9 protein-coding genes are annotated in these 12109 nt (G+C 73.0%); 4 read left to right on the plus strand and 5 right to left on the minus strand.

Going from position 1 to position 12109, the window contains the following annotated elements; genetic code table 11:
- The gene (locus tag OG494_RS23140; protein WP_328442534.1) at positions 1 to 507 is read left to right on the plus strand and encodes a nitroreductase family deazaflavin-dependent oxidoreductase; all 507 of its coding nucleotides are present in this window, start codon (positions 1 to 3) and stop codon (positions 505 to 507) included.
- Here OG494_RS23140 and OG494_RS23145 read toward each other — a convergent pair.
- Positions 482 to 1876, minus strand: coding sequence for a WS/DGAT/MGAT family O-acyltransferase (locus OG494_RS23145; protein ID WP_328442536.1), 1395 nt, complete (start codon positions 1874 to 1876; stop codon positions 482 to 484). The genes OG494_RS23140 and OG494_RS23145 overlap by 26 nt on opposite strands.
- Positions 1877 to 1941: 65 nt before the next feature.
- Between OG494_RS23145 and OG494_RS23150 the strand changes: the two genes are divergently transcribed.
- A complete protein-coding gene (locus OG494_RS23150; RefSeq protein ID WP_328442538.1) occupies positions 1942 to 3177 on the plus strand; it encodes an alpha/beta hydrolase in 1236 nt (411 codons plus the stop codon).
- 286 nt (positions 3178 to 3463) lie between these two features.
- On the opposite strand, the gene OG494_RS23155 is transcribed toward OG494_RS23150, so the two are convergent.
- The 3 genes from OG494_RS23155 to OG494_RS23165 form a co-directional block, all read right to left on the minus strand.
- Complete coding sequence (locus OG494_RS23155; protein WP_328442540.1) at positions 3464 to 4624, minus strand: SWIM zinc finger family protein; 1161 nt, start codon at positions 4622 to 4624, stop codon at positions 3464 to 3466.
- Positions 4624 to 7434: a DEAD/DEAH box helicase gene (locus tag OG494_RS23160; RefSeq protein ID WP_328442542.1), complete on the minus strand. Its 2811-nt coding sequence runs from the start codon at positions 7432 to 7434 to the stop codon at positions 4624 to 4626. The genes OG494_RS23155 and OG494_RS23160 overlap by 1 nt, the downstream gene beginning before the upstream one ends.
- Positions 7435 to 7636: 202 nt before the next feature.
- On the minus strand, positions 7637 to 9691 hold the full coding sequence (locus OG494_RS23165; RefSeq protein ID WP_328442544.1) for an acyl-CoA dehydrogenase family protein: 2055 nt from the start codon (positions 9689 to 9691) through the stop codon (positions 7637 to 7639).
- A gap of 140 nt (positions 9692 to 9831) precedes the next feature.
- Here OG494_RS23165 and kstR point away from each other — a divergent pair, with 140 nt between their 5' ends.
- Positions 9832 to 10470: a cholesterol catabolism transcriptional regulator KstR gene (kstR, locus tag OG494_RS23170; protein ID WP_328442546.1), complete on the plus strand. Its 639-nt coding sequence runs from the start codon at positions 9832 to 9834 to the stop codon at positions 10468 to 10470.
- Positions 10467 to 11099 (plus strand): maleylpyruvate isomerase family mycothiol-dependent enzyme, encoded by a 633-nt coding sequence (locus tag OG494_RS23175; RefSeq protein WP_328442548.1) that lies wholly within the window; start codon positions 10467 to 10469, stop codon positions 11097 to 11099. Before kstR ends, OG494_RS23175 begins: the two co-directional genes overlap by 4 nt.
- Before the next feature lie 3 nt (positions 11100 to 11102).
- Here the strand turns inward: OG494_RS23175 and OG494_RS23180 are convergent, their stop codons facing one another.
- Complete coding sequence (locus OG494_RS23180) at positions 11103 to 12095, minus strand: TIGR03557 family F420-dependent LLM class oxidoreductase (protein WP_328442550.1); 993 nt, start codon at positions 12093 to 12095, stop codon at positions 11103 to 11105.
- Positions 12096 to 12109 lie beyond the last annotated feature (14 nt).

Below are 12109 nucleotides of genomic sequence, written 5' to 3' on the forward strand. Positions count from 1 at the left end.
ATGGGACGTTTCAGCCTGCCCGACCAGAAGCCCGGCGGCCTGGATTCACCGGTCACCGCGGCGGCGATGAAGTACGGGGCGAAGGCCCAGGTCGCGGTCTTCCGGCTGACCGGCGGGCGCGTCGGCGCCAAGTGGCGGATCGGCGCCGGCTTCCGCAAACCGGTGCCGACGCTGCTGCTGGAGCACCGCGGGCGCAAGTCGGGCCGGCTGTTCACCACACCGTTGCTGTACCTGCGTTCCGGTGAGGACATCGTGCTCGTCGGATCCCAGGGCGGGCTGCCGCGGCACCCGCAGTGGTACTTCAACCTGGTCGCGCACCCCGAAACCCGCGTCCACCTCAAGGGCCGCCGCGGTGTCCCCGTCACGGCGCGCGTGGCCGGGCCGCAGGAGCGCGCCGGACTCTGGCCGCGGCTGGTCGAGCTGTACGCGGACTTCGCCAAGTACCAGGCGTGGACCGAGCGGGAGATCCCGGTGGTGGTGCTCAGCCCCCGCCAGGCGCGGCTTTGAGCAGCCCGGCCATTGCGTCCGGGAGCGCGTCGGCGAGCGGCCACAGGTCCTTGACCAGCTCGCGCGCGCCGATCAGGCCGACGTGCACCTTGCCCGCGTTGGACAGCACGGTGACGTTCAGCCCGGCGCCGTGGAAGACCGGCCCGAGCGGGTAGAGGCCGGTGATCCGCGCGCCGAGCAGGTAGAGCGGCATCGGCGGGCCGGGCACGTTGGAGACGACCAGGTTGTGCACCACCGGGTGCTTTTCGGCCAGCCGCAGCGCCGAGTAGGCGCGCACCGCCATGCCGAACGCCGTCGCCGCGGAGAACTGCGCCCAGTCCTGCAGCATGTCGGCGTCGATGTCGTAGTGGTGGTCCTTGGACAGCCGGTTCGCCTCCGCGAGGAAGAACACCCGCGCGGCCGGGTCGGCCAGATGCGTCGGCAGGGAGGCGAAGAACGCGGAGACCTTGTTGCTGCCGTGCTCGCGTTCGGTCCGGTCGTGCACCGACACCGGGACGGTCGCGACCAGCGGATCGTCCGGCAGCTCACCGCGCGCGCCGAGGAAATCCCGCAGCGCGCCGGCGACGAGCGCGAGCACGACGTCGTTGACCGTGACCCCGAAAGCGTTCTTCACGTGCTTGACGTCGTCGAGTTCGAGCTGGGCGAAGGCGACGCTGCGGTGGCCGGTGATCGTGCCGTTGAGCGAGGTCCGCGGCGCGGTGAACGGGATCGGCATCCCCTTGCCGCGCAACGCTTTCCCGAGCCAGCGCGGGACGAGCTCCAGCAGGTCCGGCAGCAACCGCGCGACTTCCAGCGGGCCCTTCACGACGTTGAAGACGCTGGAGCGCAGGAGGTCGAACCCGGCCGGGACGCTCGCGTTGGCCCGCTCGGTGACCTCCGGCGCCGGCGCGTCGGGCTCCACCCCGGCCAGGTAGGTGATCAGGCTGGCGCCACTCACGCCGTCGACGCTCGCGTGGTGCATCTTCAGCAGCACCGCGATCTCGCCGTCGGCCAGGCCTTCGATGACGTAGAGCTGCCACAGCGGGTACGCCCGGTCGAGCTGCTGGCCCGCGATGTGCGCGCAGAGCTCGGCCAGCTCGACGCGGTCGCCGGGGGCGGGCACGCCGATGCGGTGGACGTGGTGGTCGAGGTCGAAGTCCTCGTCCTCGACCCAGACGGGGTGACTGAGGTTCCAGAGTGGATTGTGCAGTTTGCGGCGGAATGCCGGGATCACCCGGACCCGTTCTTCCAGGCGCTGTTTGAGCTTCGCGAAGGTGTAGCCGCCGGGGACGGTCGAGCCGTCGAGGGTCATCAGCCCGCAGACGTGCAGGACCTGCGACGACGTCTCCAGGTAGAGGAAGCTCGCGTCGAGGCCGCTCAGTCTCTGCATGAGGCCCAGCGTAAGCCACTTCCCGTGAGCGGCGCGTCACCCTACTCGTCGGTACCATGGCTGAGGTGCAGCCGAACTTCCTGATCCGCCGCGCGGTCCAGCTCGGCCTCGCCGCGAACGCGCTCCGCCCGCTGCGAGCGCGTTCGACGTCGATCCCGGCGTTCTTCGCCGGGTGGCTGACGAGCGAGCTCGCGCCCCAGTTCCTGGCGTTGACGGCCGCGGACACGGCGCTCCACCTGGCGCGTCACGGCGCGCGCGACCGGTCGACTCAAGCCGGCCTGGCGCTGGCCGCGGCCACGGCGGTGGGCCTGGGCGCGTCGATCCGCACGGGCCACGGCGCGCGCGACGAGATCGAGCGGGCGCTTCGGGAAGCCCTCGGCGACGACTACGCCGAAGAGCTGGGCCGCTCCGACCTGGGCCTGCCGTGGGGCGAGCTGGCGCTGCCGTTCCGGATGGGCGCGCCGGACGTCAAGGTGGACCGCAACATCGCCTACGCCCCGGGCGGCAAGCGATTCCTGCTCGACGTCTACCGCCCGGTGGAACCGGTGACCGGTGCGCCGGTGCTGCTGCAGGTCCACGGCGGCGCGTGGGTGATCGGCAACAAGGAGGAGCAGGGCCGCCCGCTGATGCGCTACCTGGCGCGCCGCGGCTGGGTGTGCGTCGCGATCAACTATCCGCTTTCGCCGACCCACCGCTGGCCGGCGCACATCGTCGCGGCGAAGCGGTCGCTGGCGTGGATCCGCGCGCAGATCGCCTCGTACGGCGGCGACCCGGATTTCGTGGCGGTGACGGGCGGTTCGGCGGGCGGGCACCTGGCGGCACTGCTGGCGCTGACGCAGAACGACGCGGCCCTGCAGCCGGGCTTCGAGGACGTCGACACGAGCGTCCAGGCGTGCGCGCCGCACTACGGCGTCTACGACATCGCGGCCACTTCCGGTTCCCCGGCGAGCAAGTACCGCCTGGAGAGCCTGCTGGCGCGGCGGGTGTTCGCGGCCGACCGGGACCCGGTGAGCCACTTGGACGACTACATCGCGGCGTCCCCGTTCGACCGGGTCTCGTCGGAGGCACCGCCGTTTTTCGTGATCCACGGCCGTGACGATTCCCTGGTGCCGGTCCGGGAGGCACGCGAGTTCGTCCGGCGGCTGCGGGAGAAGTCTCCGAACCCGGTGGCGTACGCGGAGCTCGCGGGGGCGCAGCACGCGTTCGACGTGTTCACGTCGGTCCGCAGCGCGCACGTGGTTCGCGGGGTGGCTCGGTTCCTGGACCACACGTACCTGCAGTGGAAGGCCGCGGCCCGGTAGCCGCGCGAGGGTTCGCCTTTCCGCGCGGCTCGGCGCCGGTTGTGAAGGTCGGTGGCGGCGGCGCAGGGAGCGGGCGACAGACCGGTGCGGGTCCGGCGCTGCGCCGAGCCGCTGACCGCAGGGCGGCGGCGGACTGGGGTGCGGTGGCAGTGCGATTGCCACCGGGCTTGCCGGAGCGCGGAGGTCGGGGGTCGGTAGCCACGAGGCTCGCCGGCGGCGGGCCGTCGAGGCACCGCTCGTGGCCTGGCCGGTCGATGAGCCATCCCACTCGCCGTACCACCCTCTGTCAGTACGCCAAGTCCACCGGGCTTGCCGAGGGTGGGCCGTCGAGGCGCCACTCGGTCCCTGATCTCACGAAGCGGTACCAGCGGGCGTCGCGGCCGTAGCGGAGTTGCAGATCTCCCTGGGTGAGGCGGTTGCGCCAGATTCTCGGTCGGCCGGGGAGTCCTGCGTCCGCCAAGACCGCCTGGGCTTCGGCTAGGGGGCCGGGGCCTGGCTGCCATGATTCGCGCAAAGCTGTCAGGCCGCCGCGGCCGGCTTCTCGCCAGGCCTCTGCCCAGCGGGCCAGGTCGCTCGGTGGGACCTCCGCCGCCTCGGCCAGGGCGGCTACTTCCGGGGCGGAGCGGCCGGCTGCGCGGCGGGTGAGGTCCTCTTCGAACGTCAGCTCCGCGGCCGTCGCGCCGCCGAGCAGGAGGTCCCGGGCCAGGGATGCCGCGTCCGCGGCCAGCGCGGCGAGGCCCGCCGCCGTCCAGCCGGTGCTGACCGGCGGGTCCAGGTCCAGCACCGCCGGCCGGCCCGCCGTGCGCGGCGGGGGTGGCAGCGCCGGGATCGCGCCCGGGCGCCGCGCGTAGGCGGCTTTCGGTGAGAGGCCGTGGTCCTCGGGCTTGGGCAGCTTCGGCCGTTCCCCGCGCGCCGGCGCGCGGCGGGCCCGCAGCTCGGCCAGGACGTCCGCCCGCGGCCGGCCGCGCAGCAGGAACAGCACGAACGGGTCGCGGTCCACCTCGTCGGCGACCAGGTAGTACACCGCGGCGACGTGCTTGCACGGGTTCGCCGAGTCCGGGCACGAGCACCGCGGCCGCAGGTCACCCGGGCCCGGCAGCAGATCGGCGCCCGCCTCCCGGGCCTGTTCGGCGAGCGCGCCCGGCAGTTCGCCGTCGAGCAGCGCCGCCGCGTGCCCGAGCCGCGTGCCGACCACGCCCAGCAGGGTGTCCCACTCGCCGTCGGTGAAGGTGCGCATCGTGATCGTCACCCGGTAGGGCTGCGGCCGGCTGCCGCGCACCCGGGCGCTCACCGCCCCGGCGCCGACACTCAGCTCGCTGACCGTGTCCTTCCGCGCGTACGTCCGCCCGCGCGGCAGCCGGTTGGGGTCGAGCTTCGCGCGCTGCTCCAGCGCGTCGACCCAGGCCCGGCCCCACCACGTGGTGCCGAAGGTGCGCCGCGGCGGCATCACCCGCTCCCGAGCCGCACCAGGTCGGCGAGTTCGTCGTCGGACAGTTCGGTGATCCAGTCTTCCCCGGCGCCGACGATCGACTCGGCGAGGCCGCGCTTCTTCTCGAGCACGACGGCGATCCGCTCCTCCAGGGTGCCTTCGGCGATCAGCCGGTGCACCTGCACCGGCCGGTCCTGGCCGATCCGGTAGGCGCGGTCGGTGGCCTGGTCCTCGACCGCCGGGTTCCACCAGCGGTCGTAGTGGATCACGTGGGTGGCCTTGGTCAGGTTGAGCCCGACCCCGCCGGCCTTGAGCGAAAGCAGGAACACGGGGATCTCCCCGGCCTGGAACCGGTCGACCATGTCCTGCCGCTGTCCCGGCGAGCTCTCGCCGGAGAGCAGCTCGGTGGGCAGGCCGCGTTCTTCCAGCCGGCGCCGGAGCAGCTTGCACAGCTGGACGTACTGGCTGAACACGAGCACGCTCTCGCCCTCGTCGAGGATGACGTCGAGCAGTTCCTCGAACGCGGCGAGCTTGCCCGAGCGGCCGGTGAGCGCGCCGTGCGGTTCCTTGAGGAACTGCGCCGGGTGGTTGCAGATCTGCTTGAGCTCGGTGAGCAGCTGCAGCACCTGCCCGCGCCGCTGGATGCCCTGCGTCGCCTTGATCTCGGCCAGGTTCTCCCGCACCACGGCCTCGTACAGCGTGGTCTGCTCGGCGGTCAGCGGGACGAACCGGTCGGTCTCGGTCTTGGGTGGCAGCTCCGGGGCGATGTCCGGATCGCTCTTGCGACGCCGCAGCAGGAACGGCCGCACGGTCGTGGCGAGCCGCTCGGTCACCGCCTTGTCCCGGTCGCGTTCGATCGGCCGCGCCACGGTGCGGCGGAACCGGTCGAGCGGGCCGAGCAGCCCCGGTGTCGTCCAGTCCACAATGGACCACAGTTCGGTGAGCCGGTTCTCCACCGGCGTGCCGGTGAGCGCCACCCTGGCCCGCGCGGGGACCTTGCGCAGCTCCTTGGCCGTGGCCGACAGCGGGTTCTTCACGTGCTGCGCCTCGTCCGCGGCGACCAGCCCCCAGTCCACTTCGGACAGTGTTTCCCGGTCGCGGCGCAGCACGCCGTAGGTGGCCAGGACGACTTCGTCGGGCGCGAGGTCGTCGAGGTGCCGGCTGCCGCCGTGGAACCGCCGGACGGGAATGTGGGGCGCGAAACGGGCGAACTCACGCTCCCAGTTGCCGAGCAGGGACGTCGGGCAGAGCACGAGAGTCGGCCCGCCGGGCTTCGGCTCATCGCCCGGCGGGACATCAGCGGCGGTCTCCGGGGACGCGTCGCCGATCGGCGACGAGCCGGTGAGCGCGCGCCGGTGCAGATGCAGCGCGATCAGCTGGATCGTCTTGCCCAGGCCCATGTCGTCGGCCAGGCACGCGCCCAAGCCCAGGCCGGTCATCGTCGCCAGCCAGGCCAGCCCCGCCTGCTGGTACGGCCGCAGCGTCGCCTGCAGGCCCGGCGGCGGGGCCGCCAGCCCTCCCGGACGATCGCGGAGACGCTCGGCGAGGCCGCCCAGGACCGAAGGGGCCGCGAACTCGACGTGTTCGCCGTCCAGGACCAGCTCTCCGGTGAGGGCCGCCGCCAGCGCCTCGCCCGCGTCGAGCTTGCGGCTGCGGCCACGGACCTTGGCCAGCAGCTGCGGGTCGACGCGGACCCATTGACCCCGCAGCCGGACCAGCGGCCGTTTCGCCTCGGCCAACGCCGTGACCTCGGCCTCGGTCAGCTGCTCGCCGCCCAGGCTGAGCTGCCAGCGGAACTCCAGCATCGTCCGCAGCGCGAAATCCGGCCCCGTGACGCTCGCCGGCGCCTGTGTCGCGCTCGCCTTCGCCTTGACCTCGCCGGCGAACATGCCCTTCGACCAGAGCACCTCGATCCCGGCGCCGCCCAGGTCCCGGCTGCCGTCGGTGAGCAGGTCGACGACCTCGTCGTCCGACAGCGGCAGCTCCGCCGGAGCGGACTCGGCCAGCACCCGGCCCAACGGCGGCCACGCCCGCGCGCCCCGGCGCAGGCCGAGCAGCAGCTGGGTCTCCACCTGGTCGCCGAGCCGGCTCAGCACCGCGTCCGGCGCGTCCCACAGGGTCGCCGCCTCGACCACCAGGCTCGCCTCGGCCGTGCTGCGCACCGCGAGCACGCCGGCGAACGCGTCGTCACCGCGCGCCTCCACCCGCAGGATCAGCTGGGCACCCCGCGGCTCGCGCTCCTCCAGCTCGGCCAGCCAGGCCGCGCCGTCCGGGCCGAGCAGCGCCTGTTCCCGCGCCGCGAAGGCCGGGTCGCCCGCCCCGACCGCCGCCGCCGGGCTGCGCACCAGCAGGTCGGCCGTCGCGTCCCAGAGGGCGCGCACCAGCGAGTCCGGCGAGTGCAGCCGGATGCGTTTCAGCCCGGTCAACGGCAGCGCGTACGCCTCCGGCGGCAACGCGCCGGCGAGCCCGCGCAGCAGTTCTTCGTCCGCGGCGTCCAGCGGGCCGATCCGCCACGCGCCGACCCCGCCCTCCGTGACGGCCGGCCGCAGCCGCCCCCGCGCGACGAGGTTCACCCCGGCGTTGACGGCCGCCGACCACGCCGCGACAGCCGGGCTCGCCTCGTCCCCCACCGTCAGCAGCCGCGGCAGCGCGCGTTCGAGCGGGACGAGCTCGGCGTCGACCTTCGTCCGCGCGAACTTCCCGCCGCGGGGCAGCACGAGCTCGATCGTGGTCCCGCCGGCCACATCGCCGCCCCACAGCGCCAGCACGCCTTCCCTCGGCGGATCCGAGGGAAGGTAAGTCGCCTGGGTCTGTGCGCTGAACTCCACACCCGCAACGCTAGATCACCGGACCGACAGTTTCGGGTCCGGCGGCACGAACGGGCCGTTCGCACCGTCTCGTTGTGCAACCCACACGGCGAAATGCCGTACCCGGACGGTCGGTTCGCGTACCCGGACGGTCGGCCCGCGTACCTGGAGAGTCGGTTCGCGTACCTGGAGAGTCGGCTCGCGTGATGGGGGTGGGGCTCGGTCAGCGGGGTAGGCCCAGCAGGCGTTCTGCCGTCAGGGACCGGAGGACTTGGGTGGTGCCGCCCGCTATCGAGAGGCAGCGGGTCATCAGGAACTCGTGGTGCGCCGCCGCGGCGGGGCCGTCGGCGGCCAGGGCGGCGAGGCCGGCCAGGGTCAGGGCGAACTCCGCGACGTCCTGGCGGTGCTGGACCCCGAGCAGCTTCCGGACGCTCGACTCCGCGCCCGGGTCTTGGCCGCCGAGCCGCCGAAGGGCCGCACGCAGGTCGAGGACCGAACCCGCGACCCCCTGGGCCACCAGCTCGCCGAGCCGGTCGCGGGTGACGTCGTCCAGGGCCGAGGCGTCCACTGTGGACACCAGGTGCTGCACACTCTCGCCGACCGCCGAGCCGCCGCCGATGGCCACGCGCTCGTTCGCCAGCGTCGTGCGCGCCAGCCGCCAGCCGCCGCCGGGTTCGCCGACGACGTCGGCGTCGGGCACGAAGACGTCGTCGAGGAAGACCTCGTTGAACACGGCCTCGCCGGTGATCTCGCGCAACGGCCGCGTGGTGATGCCCTCGGCGCGCATGTCGACCAGGAAGTACGTGATGCCCTTGTGCTTGGGCACGGCCGGGTCGGTGCGGGCCAGGCAGATCCCCCAGTCGGCTTCGCGGGCGAGTGACGTCCATACCTTCTGCCCGGTCAGCCGCCAGCCGCCCTCGACGCGGCGGGCGGCCGTCCGCAGCGACGCCAGGTCGGAGCCGGCGCCGGGTTCGCTGAACAGCTGGCACCACGTCAGCTCGCCGCGCAACGTCGGCCGGGCGAACCGCTCGCGCTGCTCGTCGCTGCCGTGTTCGAGGATGGTGGGCACCGCCCACGCGCCGATGACCAGGTCCGGACGGCGAACGCCGGCGGCGGCCAGGAAAGCGTCGATTCGCAGCTGAAGAGCGGCGTCGGCGCCGCGGCCGAAGGGCACCGGCCAGTGCGGTGTCAGCAGCCCCGCGTCGGCGAGCGCGACCCGCTGGCCGGCCTCGGGCAGCGACGCGATCCGCGTGATCTCTTCACGCAGCGGAAGGTCGTCCCCGACGTCGACGCCGAGGGTGCGTTCGGTCCCATCGAGGGTGAGGGCGGCCGCCCGGCGCCGCCACGGCCCGCTGCCGCCGAGCCACTGCCGCAGGGCGACGGCCCGGCGCAGGTAGAGGTGGGCGTCGTGCTCCCAGGTGAAGCCGATCCCGCCGAGCACCTGGACGCAGTCCTTGGCGTTGGCGACGGCGGCGTCGAGGGCGACGACGGCCGCGCTGGCCACCGAGAGCGGGTGCTGCCCGTTCGCCGCGTCCCAGGCCAGCGCTTCGGCCGCTTCGGCGCGGCAGAGCATCTCGGCGCACAGGTGCTTGATCGCCTGGAATCCCCCGATCGGCTGACCGAACTGCTCGCGGACCTTGGCGTACTCGACGGCGATGGTGAGCGTCCGCCGCGCCACCCCGGCGGCTTCGGCGGCGGCCAGGGTCGCGGCCAGGTCGGCGACCGGCGGCAGCGTGAGGAGCTCACCGGAGACGCCGGCGACCCGGACCCGCGCCAGCGGCCGGGAGAAGTCGAACGGCGCCACCGGCTCGGTGGTGACGCCGGGGGTGCCCGGGGCGAGCAGGAGGTGACCGTCACCCGAGGGCACCAGCAGCCAGGAGTCCGGGTGCGCGCCGGGCACGAGGACGCCGTCGGCGGGCTCGTCCAGCAGCACCGCGATCGTGGCCGTGCCTTCGGCGAGCGCCGGGAGCAGTTCCTTGGCCTCAGCCACCGAAGCCAGCAAGAGCCCACCCAGGGCGGTGCTCAGGACGGGGCCCGGCACCAGTTCCTCGGCCGCCGCGGCGAGCCCGGCGGCGAGATCGGCGATACCGCCGTCGGCCCCGCCGGCGGCGGCCGGCAGCGCGACGCCGAACAGGCCGAGATCGGCGAACCCGGCGGGAATCCCGGCCGGTGGCCCGGTTTCCGCCGCCCGGACCGCGTCGAGGGGCCGGCGGTCGGCGGACCAGGCGTGGATCGCCGCGGCCAGCGCGGCCTGTTCGTCGGTGAGCGCGACCGGCATCGGGTCTCCTCGCGGTTACGGGACACTACTCGCGAGTGTAGAACGTGTTACAGTTTTTCGGCCAGTGGGTCATTGGTTGAACGTTTCGCCAGGACAGGTACTCTACGTCGTGAACTGGAACAAGTTCCGAAGGACGGGGGATGCCGATGCCCGGCAAAGCCAAGGCACCGACCAAGGCGCGCGGTAACGGGCTGAGCGCGATCGGCGCCGACGAGCTCGGTTCGGCCGCCCAGCGCGACCGCCGTCGCCGGATCATCGACGCGACCCTCGCCCTGGCCTCGAAGGGCGGCTACGACGCCGTCCAGATGCGAGCCGTCGCGGAGAAGGCGGACGTCGCCCTCGGCACGCTCTACCGGTACTTCCCGTCGAAGATCCACCTGCTCGTCTCCGGGCTGGCGCGCGAGTTCGAGCGGGCGCAGGAAAAGCTGGAGCGCCAAGCCATCCCCGGTGAGACGCCGGCCGAGCGGCTGATGTTCGTGCTGGGCCGCAACACCCGGCTGATGCAGCGCGACCCGCACCTCACCGAGGCGATGGTGCGCGCGTTCATGTTCGCCGACACCTCCGCCGCGGCCGAGGTCGAGCAGGTCGGCCTGCTGATGGAGAACATGTTCGCCCAGGCGATGGGCATCACCGACCCGACCGAGGCCGACCGGGACATCTTCCACGTCGTCGCGGACGTCTGGATGGCGAACCTGGTCGCCTGGGTGACCCGCCGCGCGTCGGCCGCCGACGTCGCGAACCGCCTCGAACTGTCGGTCCACCTGCTGCTCGACAAGTGATCCCGACGGCGGAGGTCGCCGACGCGCACCGCCACCTCTTCCGCGCCCTGGACAGCCTGACCGACGCCGAGGTCCGCGCGGCCACGGCGTTGCCCGGGTGGACGCGCGGGCACGTCCTGGCTCACGTCACGGACGCCGGACGAGCACTGGCCGACCTGGTGGAGCACGCCGTGCGCGGGGTGCTGATCCCGCTGTACGACCCGGCGACGCACGACCGCGACGGCATCATCGAGGCGACCGCGGGCCGGACCGCCGACGAACACCGAAGCGCCCTGCGTGAGCACTCGCGGCGGCTGGAAGCCGCGTGGAGCCGGGTCACCGACTGGGACCAGGCCGTGGACTACCGCGACGGGAAGCTGTCGAGCACGGTGTTCGCACGCTGGCGCGAAGTCTGGATCCATGCCGTCGACGTCGAAGCCGCGACGCCGGCCGACTGGCCGGGCGGCTTCTGCGAGCACGCCGTCGACTTCCTCAAGGAACGCCTGCCGAGCGACGCGATCGTCACCGGGCCACCACGCGCGCTCGCGGCGTGGCTCTCCGGCCGGAGCGACGGGGACGGCCTCACCGGTGACCTGCCGGAGCTGGGCCCGTGGCCGAGCGGGCGTCCCCGGAACAGGGACGCCCGCTGACGGCTAGGCGTTGAGCTTCGGCAGGACTTCCTTGCCGAAGGTGCTCAGGAACTCGTCTTGGTTGCGGCCCACGTTGTGGATGTAGATCCGGTTGAAGCCGGCGTCGACGTACTTCTGCAGCGCCGCGCGGTGGACGTCCGGGTCCGACGACACGACCATGCGGCCCTCGAAGTCCTCGCGCCGCACCAGCTTCGCCATCTGCGCGAAGTCGAACGGCGAGCGGACGTCGGCCTTCGGGAACTTCATACCGCCGTTGGGCCACTGGTCCAGCGCGTTGGCCCAGGCCGTCTCGTCGTCTTCGGCCCACGACAGGTGCACCTGCAGCAGCTTCGGCATCGAGTCCGGGTCCTTGCCGGCCTTCTTCGCGCCCTGGTTGAAGTTGTCCACGATGCCGGCCAGCTTCTCGATGGACGCGCCCGGCGTGATCAGGCCGTCGGCCAGCTCGCCGGTCTTGCGGGAGGTGTACGGCCCCGCGGAGGCGATGTAGACGGGCGGCGGCGGGCCGTCGGGCAGTGTCCACAAGCGCGTGTTGTGCAGCTTGAAGAACTCGCCCGAGTGCTTGACGTCCTTGCCGGTGAACAGCTTCCGGATGATCTCGAGGGCTTCGAACATCCGGCGGACCCGCTCCGGGGCCTCCGGCCAGTAGCCGCCGATGATGTGCTCGTTGAGGGCCTCGCCGGAGCCGATGCCCAGCCAGGTGCGGCCCGGGTAGGTCGCCTCGAGGGTGGCCGCGGCCTGCGCGACCATCGCCGGGTGCAGCCGGAACGAGGGGCACGTCACGCCCGGGCCGAGGTCACCGGTCGTGTTCTCGGCCAGCGACGCCAGCACGCTCCACACGAACGAGGCCTCACCCTGCTGCGGCACCCACGGCTGGAAGTGGTCGGCCGCCATCTGGCCGGAGAACCCCTGCTCCTCGGCCGCCTTCGCCAGCCGGATCGACTCCCGCGGCGAGAACTGCTCCAGCGCCGCGGCGAGACCGATTTGCACTTCACTCACGCGTCTTGCTCCTT

The sequence above is a fragment of the Amycolatopsis sp. NBC_00438 genome (assembly GCF_036026695.1).
In the GTDB taxonomy this organism is placed as follows: Bacteria; Actinomycetota; Actinomycetes; order Mycobacteriales; family Pseudonocardiaceae; genus Amycolatopsis.

What these genes read in the sequence shown, in the direction of transcription:
- OG494_RS23145 (WP_328442536.1), bottom strand. Translation starts at nt 1,876, where the DNA reads ATGCAGAGACTGAGCGGCCTCGACGCGAGCTTCCTCTACCTGGAGACG.
- OG494_RS23140 (WP_328442534.1), top strand. Translation starts at nt 1, where the DNA reads ATGGGACGTTTCAGCCTGCCCGACCAGAAGCCCGGCGGCCTGGATTCA.
- kstR (WP_328442546.1), top strand. Translation starts at nt 9,832, where the DNA reads ATGCCGATGCCCGGCAAAGCCAAGGCACCGACCAAGGCGCGCGGTAAC.
- OG494_RS23155 (WP_328442540.1), bottom strand. Translation starts at nt 4,624, where the DNA reads ATGCCGCCGCGGCGCACCTTCGGCACCACGTGGTGGGGCCGGGCCTGG.
- OG494_RS23165 (WP_328442544.1), bottom strand. Translation starts at nt 9,691, where the DNA reads ATGCCGGTCGCGCTCACCGACGAACAGGCCGCGCTGGCCGCGGCGATC.